This is a genomic window from Pseudomonas sp. Z1-29 (assembly GCF_051131995.1).
Taxonomy (GTDB): Bacteria; Pseudomonadota; Gammaproteobacteria; order Pseudomonadales; family Pseudomonadaceae; genus Aquipseudomonas.
Map to the genome: position 1 here is coordinate 4,598,658 of NZ_CP071645.1, position 23,367 is coordinate 4,622,024.

A 23,367-nucleotide genomic window follows, 5' to 3' on the forward strand; every position below is an offset into this window, starting at 1 on the left:
AGTGCTCCGATTGCTAGGGTTTTGCATACTTCGTCTAATCCTGACGCTGTCAGTCAGGCCAACGGCACCAGCCACTGCCGGGACGCCTGAATCATTTGCTCGGTCAACAGACCGAGCAAGTGTCCGCCATTGCGCCAATGATGCCAGTACAGCGGCACATCAATCGGCTTGTCAGGCAACAACTCCACCAGCACGCCCCGCGCCAGTTGCTCGCGCACTTGCAGTTCCGGCACCAGTCCCCAGCCAAGCCCCGCTTCAGCGAGACGGATGAAACCTTCGGACGACGGGCACAGATGGTGCTCGAAACCGCCCTCGATACCGAGGGAAGCCAGGTAACGGTGTTGCAGGAAATCATCCGGGCCGAATACCAGGGCCGGCGTCCGGGCCAACTGATCGGCGCGCACCCCGCCGGGGAAGTGCCGGGCGATGAACGCAGGGCTGGCAAGCGCCCGGTAGCGCATCGCCCCCAGCAATACGCTGCGGGCGCCGGCCACCGGCCGTTCGCTGGCGCAGACGCAGGCCGCCACTTCCCCGGCGCGCATGCGCTTGAGGCCGACGTTCTGGTCTTCCACCACCAGGTCCAACAAGAGCTGCCGCTCGGCACAGAACGCCCCCACCGCACCGGCCCACCAGGTAGCCAGGCTGTCGGCGTTCAGGGCAATTCGCAGGCGCTCCGGCAACCCGGCCTCATCCAGCGCCGGCACCAGGCTTTGCAGGTCGCGTTCAAGCAAACGAACCTGTTGCACATGGTTGAGCAGGCGTCGGCCGATTTCAGTGGGTACCGGCGGTGTGACACGCACCAGCACGGGCTGGCCGACACGCGCTTCCAGAAGCTTGATCCGCTGGGAGATGGCCGACTGCGACAGTCCCAACACCTGGGCGGCACGCTCGAATCCGGCCTGCTCGACAATGGCCGCCAGGGCAGACAGCAGTTTGTAATCGAACATCAGTATTCCTAATAGGCAATCAGCAATATTGGTTTTTCTTATACCGCGCCGGACCGGAGAATGGCCAGCATTGCAAATCCAGCTGGAGAATTGATGTCATGTGGCAAAGTTATGTGAACGGGCTGCTGGTCGCCCTCGGATTGATCATGGCCATTGGCACGCAGAACGCATTCGTGCTCGCCCAGAGCTTGCGCCGCGAGCACCATTTGCCGGTGGCTGCCTTGTGCATCATCTGCGATGCGTTGCTGGTCGCCGCCGGAGTGTTCGGCCTGGCGACGCTATTGGCGCAAAGCCCGTTGCTGCTTTCGATCGCACGCTGGGGCGGCGCCGCGTTTCTGCTCTGGTACGGTACCCAGGCACTGCGCCGCGCCTGTTCGAAACAGAGCCTGCAACGCGATGAAAAACAGGCCGCGCGCTCACTGGGAACAGTCCTGCTGAGCGCACTCGCGGTCACGCTGCTCAACCCCCACGTCTATCTCGACACCGTGTTGCTGATCGGCTCCCTCGGCGCCCAGCAGAGCATGCCCGGCGCCTACGTCATGGGGGCGGCCAGTGCCTCGCTGCTGTGGTTTTCGACCCTGGCCATTGGTGCGGCATGGCTGGCTCCCTGGCTGGCCCGACCCAGTACCTGGCGGATACTGGACCTGCTGGTGGCGCTGATGATGTTCACCGTGGCGCTGCAACTGATCGTCTCGGGCTGATATTCCAAACCGCTCTGGAACCTCTATTCCACACAGTTGTTGCGTGGTTATGCCGCACCCCCGGTGCTATGATCCGACTCCTGCGCCGCAAAGAGTACAAACTCCCCGGCGCTAGTCTGGCCGCCCGTGATCGGCCTTGCGCTCACCGCAACTGACCTGATTAGGAGAATCACCATGGCTTTCGAATTGCCGCCGCTGCCCTATCCTCACGATGCACTGCAGCCGCACATCTCCAAAGAAACTCTGGAGTACCACCACGACAAGCACCAACACCTATGTCGTGAACCTGAACAACCTGGTGCCTGGCACCGAGTTCGAAGGCAAGACCCTGGAAGAAATCGTCAAGACTTCCTCGGGCGGTATCTTCAACAACGCCGCTCAGGTCTGGAACCACACTTTCTACTGGAACTGCCTGGCGCCAAATGCCGGCGGTCAACCAACCGGCGCCCTGGCTGAAGCCATCAACGCAGCCTTCGGTTCGTTCGACAAGTTCAAGGAAGAATTCAGCAAGACTTCCATCGGCACCTTCGGTTCCGGCTGGGGCTGGCTGGTGAAAAAGGCCGACGGCTCCCTGGCCCTGGCCAGCACCATCGGCGCCGGCAACCCGCTGACCAGCGGCGACACTCCGCTGTTGACCTGCGACGTTTGGGAACACGCCTACTACATCGACTACCGCAACGTTCGTCCGAAGTACGTCGAAGCGTTCTGGAACCTGGTCAACTGGAAGTTCGTGGCTGAGCAGTTCGAAGGCAAGACCTTTACTGCGTAAGTTGTGATGCCATGAAAAACGGCGCTTTTTCCGCGAGGGAAGGCGCCTTTTTTTATGGTCTGGACTGTGGGAGCGGGCTTGCTCGCGAAAGCGGTCTGACAGACAAGCATTAGTGGACTGATAAACCGCTTTCGCGAGCAAGCCCGCTCCCACATAAGCTCGCTCCCCCTAGCTTTGCGGGGTGCAAATGACCTCGCGTCTGAAATCCGATAAATAATCCCGCCAGGCCTCAAGTTGCGGCCCTCCTCAACCGAAACAATGGTCGTAGAGCAAAGACTCTGCAAACACCGTATAACGGCCAGGTTTCAGGCGAAAAGCCTTGTGTTGGATTGTCCCTTTGACTGACATCACAGGATTGCCAATACTCATGGCAACTTGACGCTACCCGCACGGAACAAGGAATCCCTCTTTGAAGCTGGAACTCAAGAACAGCTTGTCTGTGAAGTTGCTCCGGGTCGTGCTCCTTTCGGCATTGATCGTTGGCGTGGTCTTGAGCTGCGCCCAGATCGTTTTCGATGCCTACAAAACCAATCGGGCCGTCGCCGACGACGCCCAGCGCATCCTCGATATGTTCCGCGACCCTTCCACCCAGGCGGTCTACAGCCTCGACCGGGAAATGGGCATGCAGGTCATCGAAGGCCTGTTCCAGGATGAGGCCGTGCGCATGGCCTCCATCGGCCACCCCCACGAAACGATGCTCGCCGAGAAGACCCGGCCCCTCCAGCATTCCGAAAGCCGCTGGCTGACCGACCTGATCCTGGGCCAGGAGCGCACCTTCACCACGCAACTGGTGGGACGCGGGCCCTACAGTGAATACTACGGCGACCTGAGCATCACCCTCGACACCGCCACCTATGGCCAGGGCTTCATTGTCAGCTCGGTGATCATTTTCATTTCCGGAATGCTCCGGGCCCTGGCCATGGGCCTGGTGCTGTACCTGGTCTATCACTGGCTGCTGACCAAACCGTTGTCGCGGATCATCCAGCACCTGACCGAAATCAACCCCGATCGCCCCAGCGCGCACAAGATTCCGCAGCTACGGGGCCACGAGCAAAACGAACTCGGCCTGTGGATCAACACCGCGAACCAGTTGCTCGAATCCATCGAGCGCAACACGCACTTGCGCCACGAAGCGGAAAACAGCCTGCTGCGCATGGCCCAGTACGACTTCCTCACCGGCCTGCCCAATCGCCAGCAACTGCAACAACAACTGGACAAGATCCTGGTGGACGCCGGGCGCCTGCAACGTCGCGTGGCCGTGTTGTGTGTGGGACTGGACGACTTCAAGGGCATCAACGAGCAGTTCAGCTATCAGACCGGCGACCAGTTGCTGCTGGCCTTGGCCGATCGGCTGCGCGCCCACAGTGGGCGCCTCGGCGCCCTGGCGCGGCTGGGCGGCGACCAGTTCGCCCTGGTGCAAGCCGATATCGAGCAGCCTTACGAGGCCGCCGAACTGGCCCAGAGCATCCTCGACGATCTGGAAGCGCCATTCATCCTCGACGACCAGGGGATCCGCCTGCGGGCCACCATCGGTATCACGCTGTTCCCCGAAGACGGCGACAGCACCGAGAAGCTCCTGCAAAAAGCCGAGCAGACCATGACCCTGGCCAAGACGCGCTCGCGCAATCGCTACCAGTTCTATATCGCCAGCGTCGACAGTGAAATGCGCCGTCGGCGTGAACTGGAAAAAGACCTGCGCGAGGCGTTGGCTCGCGACCAGTTCACCCTGGTCTACCAGCCGCAGGTCAGCTACCGCGACCTGCGGGTGGTCGGCACCGAAGCGCTGATCCGCTGGCATCACCCCGAGCACGGCCTCGTACCGCCCGACCTGTTCATTCCCTTGGCGGAACAGAACGGCACCATCATCGCCATTGGCGAATGGGTGCTGGACCAGGCCTGCAAACAGTTGCGCGAATGGCACGACCAGGGTTTTGTCGACCTGCGCATGGCCGTCAACCTGTCGACGGTGCAACTGCACCACGCCGAACTGCCCCGGGTGGTGAGCAATTTCCTGCAGATGTACCGCTTGCCCCCGCGCAGCCTGGAGCTGGAGGTCACTGAAACCGGCCTGATGGAAGACATCACCACGGCCGCCCAGCATCTGTTGAGCCTGCGCCGTTCCGGCGCGCTGATTGCCATCGACGACTTCGGCACCGGCTATTCGTCCTTGAGTTATCTCAAGAGCCTGCCGCTGGACAAGATCAAGATCGACAAGAGTTTCGTCCAGGACCTGCTCGATGACGAAGACGATGCGACCATCGTTCGCGCCATCATCCAGCTCGGCAAGAGCCTGGGCATGCAGGTGATCGCCGAAGGCGTCGAAACGATCGAGCAGGAAGCCTACATCATTGCCGAGGGCTGCCATGAAGGTCAGGGCTACTACTACAGCAAACCGTTGCCGGCACGGGAGCTGGGTAACTATCTGAAGCAAGCCGAGCGCATCAACGCCTCGATCATCTGACTGTTTCCCCCCTTCTCCGCGGGCTGCCTGCGCTAGAAATATTACCGCCGCAGCTCTTTACATATAATGCAAATCTTTCGCATTATGTCGCAGTTTTGCGCGCCCTCGCGCCTGTCCCATTCATCACCGAAGCAGGATGTTCGCCATGATTCGTATGCCTCTGGCTACCGCCAGTCTGTTGGCCATCGCTATTTCCCTCGCCGGTTGCGGCGAAGGCAAAGACAAGGCGGCCGCGCCGCAAGCGCCAACGCCGGCCGCCAGCACTGCGGCTCCGGCTGCCCCCGCTGCCGCTGGCAAGATCGACGAAGCCGCTGGCAAGGCCGTTGTCGCGCACTACGCCGACATCGTCTACGCCGTCTACAGCGATGCCGAATCCACCGCGAAAACCCTGCAGACCGCCGTCGACGCCTTCCTCGCCAAGCCGAACGCAGATACCCTGAAAGCCGCCAAGGCTGCCTGGGTTGCCGCGCGCGTGCCTTACCTGCAGAGCGAAGTGTTCCGCTTCGGCAACACCATCATCGACGACTGGGAAGGCCAGGTGAACGCATGGCCCCTGGACGAAGGCCTGATCGACTACGTCGACAAATCCTACGAGCACGCCCTGGGTAACCCGGGCGCTACCGCCAACATCATCGCCAACACCGAAGTGCAGGTCGGCGAAGACAAGGTCGACGTCAAAGACATCACCCCGGAAAAACTCGCCAGCCTGAACGAGCTGGGTGGTTCCGAGGCCAACGTTGCCACCGGCTACCACGCCATCGAATTCCTGCTGTGGGGCCAGGACCTCAACGGCACCGGCCCGGGTGCCGGCAATCGTCCGGCTTCGGACTACCTGGAAGGCGCCGGCGCCACTGGCGGCCACAACGACCGTCGGCGTGCCTACCTCAAGTCCGTGACCCAGCTGCTGGTGAACGACTTGCAGGAAATGGTCGGCAACTGGAAACCGAACGTCGCCGACAACTACCGCGCCACGCTGGAAGCCGAACCGGCTGAAACCGGTCTGCGCAAGATGCTGTTCGGCATGGGCAGCCTGTCCCTGGGTGAACTGGCGGGCGAGCGCATGAAGGTCTCCCTGGAAGCCAACTCGCCAGAAGACGAACAGGATTGCTTCAGCGACAACACCCACTACTCGCATTTCTACGATGCCAAGGGTGTGCGTAACGTCTACCTGGGCGAATACACCCGCGTCGACGGCACCAAGATGACCGGCGCGAGCCTGTCCTCCCTGGTGGCCAAGGCCGACCCGGCCGCCGACACCACGCTCAAGGCCGAGCTGGCCGAGACCGAAGCCAAGATCCAGGTCATGGTCGATCACGCCAACAAGGGTGAGCACTATGACCAGCTGATCGCCGCCGGTAACACCGCGGGCAACCAGATCGTGCGTGACGCCATCGCCGCCCTGGTCAAGCAGACCGGCTCGATCGAACAGGCTGCGGGCAAGCTGGGTATCAGCGACCTGAACCCGGACAACGCTGATCACGAGTTCTGATCAACGCCAGACTAGCCATCGATGCACCTGTGGGAGCGAGCTTGCTCGCGATAGGGTCTACCAGCCGACAGCAATAGTGGCTGATACACCGCTATCGCGAGCAAGCTCGCTCCCACATTGGTTTGTGGTGTTTCGATAATGTGAGGTCATTCCTGTGGGAGCGAGCCTGCTCGCGAAGACGGTGGATAAAGCAACAACGGATGTCGATTATGCTGACGCTTTCGCGAGCAGGCTCGCTCCCACAGGGGCCGTCGTCTGGTTGATTATCAGTCCAATCCCGCAAGCCTGGCTTCAATGAACCGCCGCTCCGGCAGTTGCTGCGTCAATTCAAGCGCCCGTCGATAGGCGGCCCTCGCCTCCTCCACTCGCCCCAACTGCCGGCAGAACTCAGCCCGCGCCGAATGGGCCAGGTGATAGTCAAGCAGCTCGCCCCTGCCGAGTATCCCGTCAACCAGGCGTAGCCCCTCCTGCGGCCCATCGCGCTTGGCCAGGGCGGCCGCGCGGTTGAGTTCGATCACTGGCGACGGCACGGCCCGCAACAGCACATCGTAGAGGCCGACGATCTGCGGCCAATCGGTCTCCCGGGCGCTCGGCGCTTCGGCGTGCACCGCAGCAATCGCGGCTTGCAGGCAATACGGTCCGAACCGCCGGGTGTTGAGCGCGGCCTCGACCATCGCGCAACCTTCGGCAATCATTGCCGGGTCCCATAGCGACCGGTCCTGCTCATCGAGCAAGACCAGATCGCCGGCCATCGACATTCGCGCAGGCCGCCGCGACTCGTGCAGCAGCATCAGCGCCAGCAAGCCCATCACTTCAGCTTCGGGCAGCAACTCCAACAGCAGGCGTGCGAGGCGTATGGCTTCGCGGGTCAGGTCATCGCGGGTCAACTCGGCCCCCATCGAGGCTGAATAGCCCTCGTTGAACACCAGGTAGATCACCCGCAGCACACTGTCGAGTCGTTCAGGCAGCTCCGTGCGGGACGGCACCTGATAGGGAATCTTCGCATCACGAATCTTCGCCTTGGCCCGCACGATGCGCTGGGCGATGGCTGCCGGCGCGGCAAGAAACGCACGAGCAATTTCCTCGGTGGTCAGGTCGCAGACTTCCCGCAGCGTCAACGGTACCTGGGCATCAGCGGCCAGAGCCGGGTGGCAACAGGTGAAAATCAGCCGCAGGCGGTCATCTTCCACGTCCTCATCACTCCACTCGGCCTGTTCAAGCTCTTCGAGTTGCGCGATCAGCATCGGCTGGGACGCCGCGAAGCGCGCCCGCCGACGCAGGCTGTCAATCGCCTTGAAACGCCCGGCCGACACCAGCCAGGCCCGGGGATTGTCCGGCACGCCGTCGCGCTGCCAGCGCTCGACCGCGACGAAGAACGCCTCGTGCAAGGCTTCCTCGGCGAGATCGAAATCTCCCAGCAGGCGAATCAGCGTCGCCAGGATTCGCCGCGAATCCTGGCGATAAACCTGCTCGACCCGCGCCTTGACCGCTTCAGCCGACATCAGCCGGGAAGGCCTTGGGTGATCGGACTGATGGACAACAAAGCAGGTTCACGGCTCATGAAAATCATCCCGTTGTGATTGTCGTTCAGGGATTCAGCTGGCGTACCGGCCGGACTTCGACGCAGCCGACCCGGGCCGCCGGGATGTGCCCGGCGACCTGGATGGCTTCGTTCAAGTCCTTGGCGTCGATCAGGTAGAAGCCCGCCAGTTGCTCCTTGGTTTCGGCGAACGGGCCGTCGGTAATCGACAGTTTGCCGCCGCGCATACGCACCGTGGTGGCGGTCTGCACCGACTCCAGGGCTTCGGCGGCGAGCATGCGACCGCTGCCCTGGATCGACTCGGCATAAGCCATGCACTCTGCGTCCTCAGGGCTGTCGGGAGAGTTGTGCAGGACCTGTTCATTGCTGTACACCAGGCATAAATACTTCATGGAAAGCTCCGTGATCGAACCGATCGACAAAGGTGGCAGGAGGAAACCGTAGCCGATCAGGGCTGCAAGTCGAATATCGCCGTACCCGCCATCGGGTCGAATGGCGCCGACCAATGTTCATGGACGATCTTCCACGCGCCGGCCGTACGCTTGTAGCAAGCTGTCACACGCATCCAGCATGCCTGCTCTTCGCCTTTGTCGTTGGTGCCGCCGCAATAGGCCAGCCAATGGGCGAAGGCGATGTTCTCGGCCGGCGTGATCTGGACCTGATGGAAATCGAACTTGTGCGGGCCAGGGCACATTTCCATGCAGGCTTCCCAGTGCGCGCGGTAGGCGGTCTTGCCCTTGAATTGCAGGGCCTGGATGGCATCGAACGAGACGATATCGTCGTCATAGAGCGCCATGACTTTTTCCACATCCTTGGCCATGACGGCCTGGCGATAGGTGTCGATCAACGCTTGGATTTCGGTTTCGGTATTCATGGTGGTTCTCCGCAGTTTTTTATTAGAGACAGCCTTAGTCGTCTGGAGAAACAGTGAATCGACAGCCAAACAAAAATAATCCAAAGAAAAAATTTCGCTAGAATCCAGGCCTCATTCTGCCGGCAACAATGGACGTTTTCGTGACTGCTCAGCTCGTACCCTATGAAGACCTTACCGCGCTGCAACGGCAACAGGTCGAAGCCATCGAAATCCACCCCGAACAGATCAGGTTTTCCGGCGATATCCATGGTGCGCTGCATACGCTGCTGTCCAGGCCCGCCCCTGGGGTAAAGGGTTTTGCGCTGCTGGCCGACGAAGTGCCCGTCGCGTTCCTGCTGCTCAAGCGGCCACCCGTACTGCCCGCCTGGGCCAACGAACACAGCGCCACCCTGCACGCCTTGCAGGTAGACCGCCGGGCTCAAGGCAAAGGCTACGGCAAGGCCTGCCTGCAAGCGCTACCCACCGTCGCCCGAGCGGCATGGCCGGAAATAAAGGGGCTTGAGCTTTCGGTGGATGCAGACAACGACGCGGCCATCAGCCTGTACACCCGCCTGGGCTGGGTCGACAGCGGCGAGGCCTACAAGGGCCGAATCGGTTATGAACGGCGGATGGGGTTGGTCTTTGAATAACAGGCTCGCGACGATCAACTCGGCTTGAGGGGTATCCAGATCTCCAGGCTGCCTTCCCCCGTCCGCGGGTTGAAGTCTTCGCTGTAGCGCTCGAACTCAGGCTCATCCGCTGCCTGGTGGCCGGACTGCGGCAACCATTCCTTCCAGATGTAGTGGAAGGTGTCCGGCAGGTTCTTCAATGGCCCTTTGTGCTCGAACACGGCGTAGGGCCCGGGCTGGATTTCGATCCAGCGGTATTGTTCCGGAAGGTCGTCAAGCCGGCTGATCTCCACGCCGGCAATGTATTCAAAGCCGCCTGTACCGTCCGGGTTGCAACACACGCCGTAGGTCACTTCGTCTTTCTGCCCCGGCACTTTGCCAAGCCAGGGCAAGAATTTTTCCCAGAGCAGCGGGATGTCTTGGGCGGTATCCTGGGTAAAACGCGCGCCGAAACCGGCGATGAGCTGAAAGCGTCCTTGCTCGAAGCGCGGCTCGGATGCATTAACGCGTTTTTGCGATTCCATTGCTTCGACACTCCGGAAAACTTGAAGTCGGGTTTGGCAGTATAGAACCCAAACGGTGATTGCCGGGCCGTTTCGCTTGTCAGAGTCCAGGCGGGACAGCCGAGGCGGTTGTTCCGACAAACTCGTTGTAGCCAGAAACGATCACGTAGACGGCGAAATAGCAGAAAATCGCCGCCGATGCCCAATAGGAATAACGCAGCAACTTATCCCCCAACAATTTTCCGCCCTGGGTTGCCGCCAGGCACAGGCCGGCGCTCCAGAGCAGCCCGGCGCAGAGGAATCCGCTCAGAAACAGCGCCGAACTGACTACCGTGCCACCCCCTGAGCGGGCAATGAGCGTACCCCCCACCGCCGCAAACCAGAGGATGGCGCTGGGGGATGACATCGCCAGGAAAATCCCGCGAAAAAACTCCTGCCGAGACGAGTTGCCCCGGACCTCGCCGGCCTCGGCCAGCACCGCACTGTGAAAGATCGCCGAATGAACCATCTTCGCGGCGAAATACAGCAACAGCACCGAACCGCCGATCCACAGCACCCACCGCACCGTTTCGTATTGCAGCAGGACAGTCATTCCGGCCAGCGCCAGGACCGCATAGACCAGGTCGCCTACGCAGGTGCCCAGGCCCAGGGCAAAGCCCTGGAAATAGCCGCGCTGCATCGCCAGGGTGATCATCGCGATATTGGCCACGCCGATGTCCAGGCACAAGGAAAGGCTCAGCAGGAAGCCGCTGGAAAATTCCATTATTCATTCCATTACAATTGGGTAAGACAGGTTCGACAAGCCGCTACGGCCACCGCTGGTGGCGCAGCCAGGGCGACAGTGTCGTCGAAAATAGTTCGGCGCGGCTACTGGACAATCCGCCATTGGCCCGATTATCTTGCGCCGCAGGCCAACGCATTGGCCGACGTCGCTCGGACGGTTCCGGGCGCTCACGTATCTCGAGGCAACAATGGCCGAACAAGGTTCGCCGCGCCGCTTTGCGCGCATCGATCGACTCCCCCCGTACGTATTCAATATCACTGCCGAGCTGAAGATGGCTGCGCGTCGGCGCGGCGAAGACATCATCGACTTGAGCATGGGTAACCCCGACGGCGCCACGCCCCCGCATATTGTCGAGAAGCTGGTCACCGTCGCCCAGCGCGAAGATACCCACGGCTACTCCACTTCCAAAGGCATCCCACGCCTGCGCCGAGCCATTTCGCGCTGGTACAAGGACCGCTACGAAGTGGACATCGACCCGGAAAGCGAAGCCATCGTCACCATCGGCTCCAAGGAAGGCCTGGCACACCTGATGCTGGCCACCCTTGACCAGGGCGACACGGTACTGGTGCCCAACCCCAGCTATCCGATCCACATCTACGGCGCGGTGATCGCCGGCGCCCAGGTGCGTTCGGTGCCGCTGGTGCCCGGCGTGGATTTCTTCGATGAACTGGAGCGGGCCATTCGCGGTTCGATTCCCAAGCCGAAGATGATGATCCTCGGTTTCCCGTCCAACCCGACCGCGCAATGCGTGGAGCTCGACTTCTTCGAGCGGGTCATCGCCCTCGCCAAGCAATACGACGTACTGGTCATCCACGACCTGGCCTACGCCGACATCGTCTATGACGGCTGGAAAGCCCCGTCGATCATGCAGGTGCCAGGCGCGAAAGACATCGCGGTGGAGTTCTTCACCCTGTCCAAGAGCTACAACATGGCCGGCTGGCGCATCGGTTTCATGGTGGGTAACCCGGAACTGGTCAGCGCCCTGGCGCGGATCAAGAGTTACCACGACTACGGCACCTTCACCCCGCTGCAAGTGGCCGCCATCGCCGCCCTCGAAGGCGATCAGCAATGCGTGCGCGACATCGCCGAGCAGTACCGCCAGCGCCGCAACGTACTGGTCAAGGGCCTGCATGAACTGGGCTGGATGGTGGAGAATCCCAAGGCATCGATGTATGTCTGGGCGAAGATTCCCGAGGCCTATGCGCACCTGGGCTCACTGGAGTTTGCCAAGAAGCTCCTGGCCGAAGCCAAGGTCTGCGTCTCGCCGGGGGTGGGGTTCGGGGAATATGGGGACGATCATGTGCGCTTTGCGCTGATCGAGAACCAGGACCGGATTCGCCAGGCGGTACGCGGGATCCGCGGGATGTTCCGGGCGGATGGGTTGATCAAAAAACCTGAGGCCTGACCCAAAACCAATGTGGGAGCGAGCCTGCTCGCGAAGACGATGTAACAGTCAACACAGATGTTGAATGTCATATCGCTTCGCGAGCAGGCTCGCTCCCACAGTAGGTATTGCCTCAGATTCAGATCACCAGCGACAACAGCAGGATAAAGATCAGCCCAACCACGGACAGGATGGTTTCCATCGCGGTCCAGGTCTTGAAGGTTTCGGCCACGGTCATGTTGAAGTACTGCTTGACCAGCCAGAAGCCCGCATCGTTGACGTGAGACAGGATCAGCGAACCGGCGCCAGTCGCCAGTACCAGCAGCTCACGGTTCACCCCTGGCATCATCCCCACCACCGGCACCACGATCCCGGCACCGGTAATGGTCGCCACGGTCGCCGAACCGGTCGCAATCCGGATCACCGCCGCCACCAGCCAGGCCAGCAGGATCGGCGAAATCTGTGCGCTCACGGCCATGTGGCCAATCACGTCACCCACGCCGCTGGTCACCAGCATCTGCTTGAAGCCACCGCCGGCACCGATGATCAGGATGATCGCCGCCGTCGGCGCCAGGCTCGCGTCCAGCCACTTCAGCATCTGGCTGGAACCGATGCCCTGCTTGTAGCCGAAGGTGTACAGCGAGAGCAGCAACGCCAGCAGCAAGGCCGAGATCGGGTGGCCGATCATGTCCATCCAGACACGGAACAGGTTGCCGTCCGGCAGCGCCACATCCGCGAAGGTCTTGAGCAGCATCAGGAATACCGGCGACAGCACGGTGATCAGGGTGATGCTGAAGCTTGGCAGTTCGGCGGCGTTCGTCTCGCGGGCCAGTTGGTCCACCAGCTCCTGATTCGGATGACCGGGAATGTGCTTGGCGATGAACGTACCGAAGATCGGTCCGGCAATGATGGCGGTCGGCAGCGCTACGATCAGGCCGTAGAGAATGGTCTTGCCGATGTCAGCGCCAAAGATGCCGATCGCCAGCAGCGGACCCGGGTGCGGTGGCACCAGGCCGTGGACGGCGGAAAGACCGGCGAGCAGCGGGATACCGATCTTGATGATCGACACGCCGGTGCGGCGCGCGACGATGAACACCAGCGGGATCAGCAGCACGAAGCCGATTTCGAAGAACAGCGGGATGCCCACCAGGAACGCGGCGAACATCATGGCCCACTGCACCTTCTCCTTGCCGAAGGCACGGATCAGGGTCTGGGCGATCTGATCGGCACCGCCCGACTCGGCCATCATTTTGCCGAGCATCGTGCCCAGCGCCAGGATGATGCCGACAAAACCGAGCACGCCACCAAAGCCGTCCTGGAACGCCTTGATGATGGTGCCGGTCGGCATGCCCGACGTCAGGCCGAGAAACGCGGCGGCGATGGTCAGTGCAATGAACGGGTGGAATTTGAACTTGGTGATGAGGACGATGAGTCCGATCACCGTAACCACTGCATCTAGCAGCAGGAACGTCTCGTGGGACATGCCGAACATGGGAGGTGTCTCCTGATTTGTTGTTGTTATTGAAGCAGTTATTTTCAAGCCGTCGGGACAGCGCTATCTTTCTGACGCAAATTGTCCACGCTTCAGCTCGCGAGCTTCAGGCCGTGGGCCAGCCACCAGACGTAAGCCTGGCGGGCCAGTTCATCAACGCTGTGGCTGGACGCATCCAGAGCCAGGGTCAGGGGCTCGCCGACAGGAGATTCAAGGGTGGCAAACTGGCTGTCGATCAGGGTCGACGGCATGAAATGGCCCGGGCGATGGGACACGCGATCAGCGGCCACTTCCGGGGTCAGTTCAAGAAATACGAAGCCCAGGCCCGGCAAGGCGCTGCGCAGGCGCTCGCGATAACTGTGCTTGAGGGCCGAGCAGGTCAGCACCGGGCGCGCGCCCACGGCGTCGACACGGCGCAACTCGTCGCACAGGCTGTCGAGCCAGCCGGCACGGTCGTCGTCGTTCAGGGGGATACCGGCGCTCATCTTCTGGATGTTGGCCGCAGGGTGGAAAGTGTCGCCTTCGATGGCGGTGGCGCCGCTCAGTTGGCACAGGGCCTGGCTGACGCAGGTTTTGCCGCAACCGGCAACGCCCATGATGACCAGGGCGGTGATTGGATTATTCATGTAACACCTCAGCGCGCAGACAGCGCTACCTTTGCCAGTTATGACACCGCAGCAAAAGCAGAAGTTGCCGACGCCTTCTTGTCATTTTTGTGGTTGCAGCATGTACGTCCACGACGCCAGCGGACAGGGGATCAGGCAAACCCTGCTCACGCATTTGCAGCCGCGCCGAGACAGCGCTACCTTAGTGCCTTGATTTTTGTTTGGCAAGCCGCCCTGATGACCGCCCCTAAAAACGATAAAAATACTCGCACCACCGGTCGCCCCACGCTCAACGAAGTCGCACGCCTGGCCGGGGTCAGCCCGATCACCGCCTCCCGTGCGCTACGCGGCGTCAGCACCGTGGCCGTCGAACTGGTGGACAAGGTCCGCCAGGCCGCCCTGGAACTCAACTACGTCGTCAACCCCGCCGCCCGCGCCCTGGCTTCGGCCCAGAGCCATTCGGTGGTGGTGCTGGTGCCATCGTTGTCGAACCTGTTGTTCATCGACACTCTCGAAGCCATTCATCGCGTGCTGCGGCCCAAGGGCTTCGAAGTGGTGATCGGCAATTATCATTATTCCCGGGATGAAGAAGAGGACCTGCTGCGCAACTACATGGCCTATCAGCCGCGAGGATTGTTGCTCACCGGGTTCGACCGCACCGAAAGCGCTCGACGGATGATCGAGGCCAGCAACATTCCCTGCGTGTACATGATGGAACTGGACCCGGGCGCCGGCCTCAATTGTGTGGGCTTCTCCCAGCTCAAGGCCGGCGAAACCGCTGCCGAACACCTGGTTTCCCGAGGCCGCAAGCGCCTGGCCTACATCGGCGCGCAACTGGACCAGCGCACGCTGTTGCGCGGCGAAGGTTTCCGGCGCGCATTGCAGGAGGCCGGGCTCTACGACCCGGACCTGGAAATACTCACGCCGCGTCCGTCATCGGTGGGCCTGGGCGGCGAGTTGTTCCTGCAGTTGCTCGCCAGCCATCCGGACGTCGATGCGATCTTCTTCGGCAACGACGACCTGGCCCACGGCGCGCTGCTCGAAGCGTTGCGCAGCGGCATCAGGATCCCCGAGCAGGTTTCGATCCTCGGTTTCAACGACCTGCCCGCCTCGGCCCACATGGTGCCGCGCTTGAGCAGCATCAGCACCCCACGGGAAGCCATCGGCCGCCGTGCCGCTGAACAGATGCTCACCTTGATGGCTGGCAACCGCATCGCCCAGCCGGCGGTGGACCTGGGGTTCGAACTCAAGGTCCGCGAAAGCACCTGAGCGGCCCGGCAGGATGCGGCCGAGCCATGCCGACGAACCATGCCGACGAACGGCAAGGATTGGCCGCACTACCCCATATCTCTCGCCTGCAGCCTCTTGATTCCAGGGATCTGGCACGACGGCATGGGAATTGCTCCCTCCCTCGCTCAGCCACTTTCTACAGGTACGTATCATGTTGGTCAGTGCAAAACAGCAAGCAATGATCCTGCCGCTCAAGCGCCCCGGCGAAGACCCGACAGCCGAAGCCGCCAGCGGCCTGCAAAGCGCCGCGCTGCAGGCGTTGCGAGATAACGTCCAGACCCAGGCCGGCCAGGCCAGCGCCCAAGTCCAGGACTCCGCCACTCGACACGCCACGCAACAGGTGAGCGCCGCCACCGCCATCAGCGACAAGGTCGACGAAGCCTTCGCCAAGACCCGTGTGCAATTGCAGACGGTTGGCTCGCCAGCCTTCGCAGAGACCAGCTCTGCCATGGCGCAGTTCAAGGACTACATGAGCAAGACGCCTGAACAACGCTTGCGGGACAGCATCCTCAAGGAAATGGGCATCACCGAAGAAGAGTACGCCGCAATGCCGCCGGAGAAACAATTGGCGGTCGGCGAGGAAATTGCCCAGCGCATGCAGGACAAGTCGGCCATGGCGCAAATGGAAAAAGATCAGCAGAGCGAGAAAAACCCTGCCAAGAGCACTGTCATCGCCACCCTCTGAGTCTGGCAGCGCCTCGGTATCACCTCAGCGGGTTTGGGCGGAGCGTTGCAACCTCCGCCTCAAACCTGCGACCAGCCGGGCCGACAGCGCTTCAATGACCGAACAGATTGACCTTCTTGGCTTTTTTGTCAGCGCGTTTTTCATCGGCGCTCTTCGCTGGTTTTTTCTTTGCCGCTTTTTTTGAATCCATGCCTTTGGCCATGATACGCACTCCACTCATACGGGATGTACCTCAGGTATACACCTATCCCTGCAGCCGCGTTCTTTTATAATCGCCTCCCCCTCTTCGCCATGACCCAGCCATGTCCGAAATCCGTTATGCAGCGCTCGAAGAATCGTTCTGGCCGTTGATGAACAAATTTTATCGTGCCCACCAATCCTCGATGAAAGCCGTGCGCGACGCGCAACTCTGGGTGGCGCGGCGCGATGGAATCGTCGCGGCCCTGTGCCTGCGACCGGTGTCCGGTGGGCATTGGTTGACGGGGTTGTTCGTCGACCCGGCGTTCCGCGCGCAAGGCATCGCGGCGCGGTTGATAGAAGAGGCAGTGAAAGGCGTGGAGGCGCCGGTGTGGCTGTTCTGCCACCCTGACCTGCGCAGCTTCTATGAGCGACGCGGGTTCGCCTTCGATCCGGAACTGCCTTATGCAATGGCTGAACGGCTGAGCCGGTACGCACGGAGCAAGCCGATGATTGCGATGGGGTTGGTGCCTGCAAGACCCTGAAGACCCATCAGTCCAGTGTGTGCGAGCTTGCTCGCGATGGCGTCAGGTCAGCTGCATCAATTTGGATGACACACCGCAATCGCGAGCAAGCTCGCTCCCACAGGATTTTGGGTAGGACTCAGCTAATCGTCGGCGGTGGGATCCAGCTCCGGAAACATCACCTCGGTGAACCCGAACTTGCTGAAGTCGGTGATGCGCGATGGGTACAAGCGGCCGATCAGGTGATCACATTCATGCTGGACTACCCGCGCGTGGAAGCCTGAGGCGGTGCGCACGATCGGCTCGCCCTTCGGGTCGAAACCTTCATAGCGGATGTGCTGGTAGCGATCCACCGCACCGCGCAGCCCGGGCACTGACAGGCAGCCCTCGAAGCCCTCTTCCATCAGCGGGCTCAGCGGCGTGATCAGCGGGTTGATCAGGATGGTCTGCGGCACCGCCTCGGCATCGGGGTAACGCTCGCTGTGCTCGAATCCGAAGATCACCAGTTGCAGGTCGACGCCGATCTGCGGCGCCGCCAGGCCGACACCGCCGACACTTTCCATGGTCTGGAACATGTCATCGATCAATTGCCACAACTCGGGACTGTCGAACATTTCTGGCGGCACCGGCGGTGCGATGCGCAGCAGGCGTTCGTCGCCCATCTTCAGGATTTCGCGGATCATGGTCGGGCTTCGTCAGTGTGATTGTGAGGAATGGAATGATCGCGCCCAAGGCCCGATACATGCTGTTTTTCATGCTCGCCGGGGCTCTTTTCGCCATGGTCCTTGCCTTCGGCGGACATGTGCTCGATCACCGCGTTCATCTCAGCGCCGAGCAACAGTACCGCCGCCGAGATATAGAAGTACAGCAACAGCACGATGATCGCGCCGATACTGCCATACATGGCGTTGTAGTCGGCGAAGGTCTTGACGTAGAACGCGAAGCCCAGGGACGCGATGATCCAGACCACCACCGCCAATACCGAGCCCGGCGTGATGAAGCGAAACTCCTGTTTGACGTCGGGCATCACGTAATAGATCAGCGCCACCGCGACCATCAGCAAAAACACGATGACCGGCCAGCGCGCGAGCGTCCAGACGGTGACAATGAATTCCTCCAGCCCGATCTGGGCGGCAATCCAGCCCATCACCTGCGGTCCCAGCACCATCAGCGCCGCGGCGGCCAGGAGCATGCCGGCAATGCCGACGGTGTACAGGATCGACAGCGGAAAACGCTTCCAGGCCGGACGCCCTTCGACCACGTCATAAGCGGCATTCATGGCGCTCATCATCAGCCGCACGCCGGCCGACGCGGTCCACAACGCAATCACGATACCGACCGACAGCAGGCCCCCCTTGGACTGCTGGAGCTGGTCGATCACCGGGTTGACCTGCTCCAGCGCCTGTGGCGGCAGTACCAGTTCCGATTGCAGGCGCAGCCAGGAGAAAAAATCCGGCAGGTGCAGAAAACCGATCAGGGCTATCAGGAAAAGAATGAAGGGGAACAGCGAAAACAACATCTGGTAAGCCAGTGCGGAGGCGTACGTCGACATCTCGTCGTCGAGAAATTCGGTCACCGTGCGCATCATCACGCGGTGCAGGGGCAAGCCTTTCAAGGCCGGGAACATCATGTGCGTCTCCTTTCGCCGCAAAAAAGGAAGGTCGCCTGGCGACTCATCGGGTTATGCCAAGACAAAGTAACCTGTTGGCGACTTTGGAACAATTTCCCCCGGTGCAAGTTCGAGTCGACATGAAAACGGCCACCCGCAGATGACCGTTCCGATCACGTTTCAACTGATCGGTTACGCCTCGTCGACGCCTTTCTTGACGGCATCCTTGGCCTTGCCCACGTTTTGCTGGGCTTCACCCTTTTTCTCCTGGACCACGCCCTCGGCGCGCATGCGGTCATTATCGGTGGCCTTGCCGACGCCTTGCTTGATGTTGCCGACGGCTTCGTTGGCAACGCCCTTCACTTTATCGCTCGTGCTACCCATGGTATCTCTCCTGTGAATAACCGTAAGAAAAGTCATTACACAAGGGTTGACTGGGGCCGTTTGCGGGGAGTTTCATTTTTTCTGCGGCTGATTTCGTCGGCGACTGCAGGTTGCGCTTTATGTTTGCTGATCAACCCCCGAGAATGCCCCACGTATTCAGGCTGCGACCTGAAGCTCCAATCCCGTAGGAACGTTATGAAACTCGATAAAAAGCAGGCCATCGCCCGCAGGAACCAGCAACTGGGCGGCGCCGTCCTGGGCGTCAACAATTGCCATTTCAGCGAACTGAACCGCAATCGCAACATCTTCTGGTTCGACATTCCGGTGGCCCGGCTGGCCATTGGTCAATACGAATGGATTCACCTGCTGCTGCACACCCCCGCCACCGATGAACTGCTGCACCTGAAAGTGCCGACGGTGTTCCTGCGGGAAAAACTGGAAGGCCTGGAAGTACGCAACCAGGGCAAACGCAAGGCGGCCCTGAGCCTGGAACTGAGTGCCGACAAGGATTCGTACCTGCAAGACATGCGGCCGGGTGGCACCAACCTGGATTTCGCGCAGTTTCGGTTGTAGCCCGATCGCCAGGATCACCGGTTCCCCTGTGGCGAGGGAGCTTGCTCCCGCTGGACGCGAAGCGGCCCCTGCGGTGTATCAGTCGGACCGGATGGGGCTGCTGCGCAGCCCAGCGGGAGCAAGCTCCCTCGCCACAACGGCCGCCCCGCGCGAGGCCATAGCCTTGTAACAAAAAGCCCCGCATCAGCGGGGCTTTTCATTGGCGGCGGGTTTACTTCTTCAGCCCCAGCTTCTTCAGTTCTTCATCGCGCAACTCGCGCCGCAGGATCTTGCCCACGTTGGTGGTCGGCAATGCATCGCGGAACTCCACGGCCTTCGGCACTTTATAGCCGGTGACGTTGGCGCGCATGTGCTCCATCACCTGTTCCTTGGTGAGCGTGGCCCCTGGACGCACGACGATGAAAATCTTGATCGCCTCGCCGGACTTTTCATCCGGTACACCGATCGCCGCGCACTGCAGCACACCCGGCAGGGTGGCCAGTACGTCTTCCAGTTCGTTGGGGTAAACGTTGAAGCCGGAGATCAGGATCATGTCCTTCTTGCGATCGACGATGCGCATGTAGCCGTCCGGCTGGATCAGCGCAATATCACCGGTCTTGAGCCAGCCTTCACCGTCGAGAATCTCGTCGGTGGCCTCCTGGCGCTGCCAGTAGCCCTTCATCACTTGCGGACCTTTCACACACAATTCGCCGATCTCACCGAGTGGCAATTCGACGCCCGCGTCATTGATGACCTTGCACAGCGTTGATGGCACCGGAATGCCGATGGTGCCGACCTGGATGTGCTGGATCGGGTTGACGGTAGCCACCGGGCTGGTCTCGGTCATGCCGTAGCCTTCGCAGATCGGGCAGCCGGTGACCGCCTTCCAGCGCTCGGCCGCTGCCAGTTGCAGGGCCATGCCACCGGACAAGGTCACCTTCAGTGCGGAGAAGTCCAGCTTGCGGAAGGCTTCGTTATTGCACAGGGCCACGAATAACGTGTTGAGGCCGACAAAACCGCTGAACTTCCACTTCGACAGTTCCTTGACCATCGCCGACAAGTCGCGCGGGTTGCTGATCAGAATGTTGTGGTTGCCGATCAGCATCATCGCCATGCAATGAAAGGTGAACGCATAGATGTGGTACAGCGGCAGCGGCGTGATCAACACTTCGCAGCCTTCATTGAGGTTGGAGCCCATCAATGCCTTGCACTGCAACATGTTCGCCACCAGGTTGCGGTGGGTCAGCATCGCGCCCTTGGCCACGCCGGTGGTGCCACCGGTGTATTGCAGAACGGCCACATCATCGCTGGTGGGGTTGGCTTCGTTCACCGGCTGGCCGTGGCCCTTGCTCAACACGTCGTTGAACTTGATGGCCTTGGGCAAATGGTAAGCCGGGACCATCTTCTTGACGTACTTGATCACGCTGTTGATCAGCAGGCGCTTGAGCGGCGGCAGCAGGTCGGCGACTTCGGTGACAATGACGTGCTTGACGCTGGTCCTGGGCACCACGTTCTCGGCCAGGTGCGCCATGTTGGCCAGGCACACCAGCGCCTTGGCGCCGGAGTCGTTGAACTGGTGTTCCATCTCCCGCGCGGTGTACAGCGGGTTGGTGTTGACCACGATGAGCCCGGCGCGGATCGCGCCGAAAACGGCCACCGGATACTGGAGAACGTTGGGCAGCTGCACGGCGATTCGATCGCCCGGCTGCAAATCGGTATGCTGTTGCAGGTACGCGGCAAAGGCACCGGACAATTCGTAGAGTTCACCGTAGGTGATCGTCTTGCCGAGGTTGCTGAATGCCGGCTTGTCGGCGAAGCGTTGGCAGGACTGCTTCAACACCGCCTGAATATTCGGATACTCGTCTGGATTGATGTCGGCAGCAATCCCAGCTGGGTACTTATCCTTCCAAAAGTCTTCAATCATGGAAGCCCACTCCTCAGCAACGCGAATTCTTCACCGCATTTGATGCGATTATTATTGGTGTGTGTTTTGTTGGTGAATCTGGCTTGAATCAAGGCCGAGAAGTCACAAAAGCGCGCCGAGAGTAGCAGCTTTGCCGAGGGTCGACTAGAGCCAAAAATGGGCTCTGCAGTCACAAATTTTACTCAAGAAAATCCAATGGTCACTTTTAGAGTAAAGATTCTAAGGCCGCGTAATTTCACCCCATGCATAAAAAACTGTGGGAGCGAGCCTGCTCGCGATAGCGGCGTATCAGCCGACATCTCTGTCACTGATCGACTGCTATCGCGAGCAGGCTCGCTCCCACAGGTTTTCCATTGAGGCAAGCGCCTCAGGCGATATCGCGCAGTTCCCGCCGCAGGATCTTGCCCACCGGCGTCATCGGCAGCGAGTCACGCAATACGATGTGCTTGGGGATCTTGTAGCCGGTGAAGTTCTCCTTGCAGTAGGCCTTGAGTTCTTCGAGGCTGACGCCCGCCTCACGGGCCACCACGAACAGTTTCACCGCCTCCCCCGAACGCTCGTCCGGCACGCCGATGACCGCGCAACTGGCGACTTTCGGGTGAGCCATGACCACGTCCTCGATCTCGTTGGGATACACGTTGAAACCCGAGACGATGATCATGTCTTTCTTGCGGTCGACGATGCGCACAAACCCGTCGGGATCGATCACCGCGATATCGCCGGACTTGAACCAGCCTTCGCTGTCCAGCACTTCGGCGGTCGCCTCGGGCTTGTTCCAGTAGCCCTTCATGATCTGCGGGCCCTTGATGCACAGCTCGCCGCGCTCGCCCAGGGGCAGCTCGACGCCGTCGTCGTTGATGACCTTCATCAGCGTACCCGGCACTGGCAGCCCCACCGTACCCAGGCGCGACTTGCCGCCGTAAGGGTTGGCACTGGCCACCGGCGAGGTTTCCGTCAGGCCGTAGCCCTCGGTGATGCCACAGCCGGTGAGCTGCTTCCAGCGTTCGGCCGTGGCCTTGACCAGCGCGGTGCCGCCTGAGTTGGTGACCTTGAGGTTGGAAAAATCCAGCGTCTTGAAATCAGGATGGTCCATCAGCGCCACGAACAGCGTGTTGAGCCCCAGCAACAGCGAGAACCGCCAGTTCTTCAGTTCCTTGATGAAGCCACCGATGTCCCGGGGATTGGTGATCAACACGTTGTGGTTGCCCGTGACCATCATGCACATGCAGTTCGCCGTGAACGCATAGATATGGTACAGCGGCAACGGCGCGATCATGACTTCCTGGCCCTCGCGCAACAGCGGCTGGCCGTCATCGCCGATCTGCCCCAGGCACGCCCGGGCCTGCTGCATGTTGGCGACCAGGTTGCCGTGGGTCAGCATCGCGCCTTTTGCCAGCCCCGTGGTGCCGCCGGTGTATTGCAGCACGGCGATGTCATCGAGGCTGACGTTGAGGGGCTTGATGCCCTGGCCTCGCCCGAGGCGCAAGGCGCTCTTGAAGGAAATGGCCTGGGGCAGCGAATAGGCCGGCACCATTTTCTTGACCTTGCTGACCAGCGTATTCACCAGCCAGCCTTTGGCGGTAGGCATCAGGTCGCCCATCTTCGCTTCGATCAGAAATTGCAGGTCGGTGTCGGGCAGCACTTCCTGGACCTTCTGCCCGAACAGGTTCATGTACACCAGCGCCCGGGCACCGGAGTCCTTGAACTGATGACGCATTTCCCGCGGGGTGTACAGCGGGTTGGTATTGACCACGACCAGGCCGGCGCGCAGGGCACCGAAGACGGCGATCGGGTATTGCAGGACGTTGGGCATCTGCACGGCGATGCGATCGCCCGGCGCCAGGTCGGTATTGGCTTGCAGATAACCGGCAAAGGCCGCGCTGTAGCGCTCCAGCTCGGCGTAGGTGAGGGTCACCCCCATGTTGCTGTAGGCCGGACGGTCGGCAAATTTCTTGCAGGAACGCTCGAACACCTCGACAACCGACTTGTAGGCACCCAGGTCGATGTCCGAGGGCACGCCGGTCGGGCGTTTGTCATTCCAGAAATCAGGCTGCATTGTTTTTGT

22 protein-coding genes and 1 pseudogene are annotated in these 23,367 nt (G+C 60.9%); 10 read left to right on the top strand and 13 right to left on the bottom strand.

The window, feature by feature from the left end:
* Window positions 1–53: 53 nt before the first annotated feature.
* Window positions 54–953 carry a LysR family transcriptional regulator ArgP gene (locus J3P84_RS20940; RefSeq protein ID WP_434631454.1) on the bottom strand — a complete coding sequence of 300 codons (900 nt, stop codon included), beginning with the start codon at window positions 951–953 and terminating at the stop codon, window positions 54–56.
* 92 nt (window positions 954–1,045) lie between these two features.
* Here J3P84_RS20940 and J3P84_RS20945 point away from each other — a divergent pair, with 92 nt between their 5' ends.
* The 4 genes and pseudogenes from J3P84_RS20945 (at window position 1,046) to J3P84_RS20960 (ending at window position 6,367) form a co-directional block, all read left to right on the top strand.
* A complete protein-coding gene (locus tag J3P84_RS20945) occupies window positions 1,046–1,648 on the top strand; it encodes a LysE/ArgO family amino acid transporter (protein WP_434625618.1) in 603 nt (200 codons plus the stop codon).
* A gap of 174 nt (window positions 1,649–1,822) precedes the next feature.
* Window positions 1,823–2,417: pseudogene (locus J3P84_RS20950) on the top strand (superoxide dismutase).
* 409 nt (window positions 2,418–2,826) lie between these two features.
* On the top strand, window positions 2,827–4,878 hold the full coding sequence (locus J3P84_RS20955; protein WP_434569555.1) for a putative bifunctional diguanylate cyclase/phosphodiesterase: 2,052 nt from the start codon (window positions 2,827–2,829) through the stop codon (window positions 4,876–4,878).
* Window positions 4,879–5,023: 145 nt separating this feature from the next.
* The gene (locus J3P84_RS20960; RefSeq protein WP_434625620.1) at window positions 5,024–6,367 is read left to right on the top strand and encodes an imelysin family protein; all 1,344 of its coding nucleotides are present in this window, start codon (window positions 5,024–5,026) and stop codon (window positions 6,365–6,367) included.
* Between the two features lie 266 nt (window positions 6,368–6,633).
* On the opposite strand, the gene J3P84_RS20965 is transcribed toward J3P84_RS20960, so the two are convergent.
* From J3P84_RS20965 to J3P84_RS20975, 3 genes are all read right to left on the bottom strand, one after another.
* Window positions 6,634–7,869: an RNA polymerase sigma factor gene (locus J3P84_RS20965; protein ID WP_434625622.1), complete on the bottom strand. Its 1,236-nt coding sequence runs from the start codon at window positions 7,867–7,869 to the stop codon at window positions 6,634–6,636.
* Between the two features lie 85 nt (window positions 7,870–7,954).
* Window positions 7,955–8,299: a YciI family protein gene (locus J3P84_RS20970; RefSeq protein ID WP_434625624.1), complete on the bottom strand. Its 345-nt coding sequence runs from the start codon at window positions 8,297–8,299 to the stop codon at window positions 7,955–7,957.
* Between the two features lie 56 nt (window positions 8,300–8,355).
* Window positions 8,356–8,781 (bottom strand): YybH family protein, encoded by a 426-nt coding sequence (locus tag J3P84_RS20975; protein WP_434569559.1) that lies wholly within the window; start codon window positions 8,779–8,781, stop codon window positions 8,356–8,358.
* Window positions 8,782–8,921: 140 nt separating this feature from the next.
* Here J3P84_RS20975 and J3P84_RS20980 point away from each other — a divergent pair, with 140 nt between their 5' ends.
* On the top strand, window positions 8,922–9,410 hold the full coding sequence (locus J3P84_RS20980) for a GNAT family N-acetyltransferase (RefSeq protein WP_434603000.1): 489 nt from the start codon (window positions 8,922–8,924) through the stop codon (window positions 9,408–9,410).
* A gap of 14 nt (window positions 9,411–9,424) precedes the next feature.
* Here J3P84_RS20980 and J3P84_RS20985 read toward each other — a convergent pair whose 3' ends face one another.
* On the bottom strand, window positions 9,425–9,913 hold the full coding sequence (locus J3P84_RS20985; protein WP_434625627.1) for a GyrI-like domain-containing protein: 489 nt from the start codon (window positions 9,911–9,913) through the stop codon (window positions 9,425–9,427).
* Window positions 9,914–9,992: 79 nt separating this feature from the next.
* Window positions 9,993–10,655 (bottom strand): LysE family translocator, encoded by a 663-nt coding sequence (locus J3P84_RS20990; protein ID WP_305496303.1) that lies wholly within the window; start codon window positions 10,653–10,655, stop codon window positions 9,993–9,995.
* Between the two features lie 208 nt (window positions 10,656–10,863).
* On the opposite strand from J3P84_RS20990, the gene alaC reads away from it, so the two are divergent.
* Window positions 10,864–12,081 carry an alanine transaminase gene (gene alaC / locus J3P84_RS20995; RefSeq protein WP_434569563.1) on the top strand — a complete coding sequence of 406 codons (1,218 nt, stop codon included), beginning with the start codon at window positions 10,864–10,866 and terminating at the stop codon, window positions 12,079–12,081.
* Between the two features lie 118 nt (window positions 12,082–12,199).
* Here alaC and J3P84_RS21000 read toward each other — a convergent pair whose 3' ends face one another.
* Entirely contained in the window at window positions 12,200–13,552 is a 1,353-nt protein-coding gene (locus tag J3P84_RS21000; RefSeq protein WP_305496305.1) for a GntP family permease, read from the bottom strand.
* A 92-nt stretch (window positions 13,553–13,644) separates the two neighbouring features.
* Window positions 13,645–14,178, bottom strand: coding sequence for a gluconokinase (locus tag J3P84_RS21005; RefSeq protein WP_434625629.1), 534 nt, complete (start codon window positions 14,176–14,178; stop codon window positions 13,645–13,647).
* 216 nt (window positions 14,179–14,394) lie between these two features.
* Here J3P84_RS21005 and J3P84_RS21010 point away from each other — a divergent pair, with 216 nt between their 5' ends.
* The 3 genes from J3P84_RS21010 (at window position 14,395) to J3P84_RS21020 (ending at window position 16,854) form a co-directional block, all read left to right on the top strand.
* Window positions 14,395–15,426 (top strand): LacI family DNA-binding transcriptional regulator, encoded by a 1,032-nt coding sequence (locus J3P84_RS21010; protein WP_434625631.1) that lies wholly within the window; start codon window positions 14,395–14,397, stop codon window positions 15,424–15,426.
* A gap of 172 nt (window positions 15,427–15,598) precedes the next feature.
* Window positions 15,599–16,132, top strand: coding sequence for a hypothetical protein (locus tag J3P84_RS21015; protein WP_434625633.1), 534 nt, complete (start codon window positions 15,599–15,601; stop codon window positions 16,130–16,132).
* A gap of 302 nt (window positions 16,133–16,434) precedes the next feature.
* Entirely contained in the window at window positions 16,435–16,854 is a 420-nt protein-coding gene (locus J3P84_RS21020; RefSeq protein WP_434625635.1) for a GNAT family N-acetyltransferase, read from the top strand.
* A gap of 122 nt (window positions 16,855–16,976) precedes the next feature.
* Here J3P84_RS21020 and def read toward each other — a convergent pair whose 3' ends face one another.
* From def to J3P84_RS21035, 3 genes are all read right to left on the bottom strand, one after another.
* A complete protein-coding gene (def, locus tag J3P84_RS21025; RefSeq protein ID WP_434602996.1) occupies window positions 16,977–17,516 on the bottom strand; it encodes a peptide deformylase in 540 nt (179 codons plus the stop codon).
* On the bottom strand, window positions 17,513–18,463 hold the full coding sequence (locus J3P84_RS21030; protein ID WP_434569568.1) for a YihY/virulence factor BrkB family protein: 951 nt from the start codon (window positions 18,461–18,463) through the stop codon (window positions 17,513–17,515). The genes def and J3P84_RS21030 overlap by 4 nt, the downstream gene beginning before the upstream one ends.
* A 171-nt stretch (window positions 18,464–18,634) precedes the next feature.
* Complete coding sequence (locus J3P84_RS21035) at window positions 18,635–18,826, bottom strand: CsbD family protein (RefSeq protein WP_305496312.1); 192 nt, start codon at window positions 18,824–18,826, stop codon at window positions 18,635–18,637.
* Window positions 18,827–19,021: 195 nt separating this feature from the next.
* Here J3P84_RS21035 and J3P84_RS21040 point away from each other — a divergent pair, with 195 nt between their 5' ends.
* Entirely contained in the window at window positions 19,022–19,399 is a 378-nt protein-coding gene (locus J3P84_RS21040; protein WP_305496313.1) for a hypothetical protein, read from the top strand.
* Between the two features lie 211 nt (window positions 19,400–19,610).
* Here J3P84_RS21040 and fadD1 read toward each other — a convergent pair whose 3' ends face one another.
* Together fadD1 and fadD2 are read right to left on the bottom strand one after the other, a co-directional pair.
* Window positions 19,611–21,302, bottom strand: a complete 1,692-nt coding sequence (fadD1, locus tag J3P84_RS21045) for a long-chain-fatty-acid--CoA ligase FadD1 (RefSeq protein WP_434602995.1) — start codon at window positions 21,300–21,302, stop codon at window positions 19,611–19,613.
* Between the two features lie 367 nt (window positions 21,303–21,669).
* The gene (gene fadD2, locus J3P84_RS21050) at window positions 21,670–23,358 is read right to left on the bottom strand and encodes a long-chain-fatty-acid--CoA ligase FadD2 (protein ID WP_434569571.1); all 1,689 of its coding nucleotides are present in this window, start codon (window positions 23,356–23,358) and stop codon (window positions 21,670–21,672) included.
* Window positions 23,359–23,367: the final 9 nt, after the last annotated feature.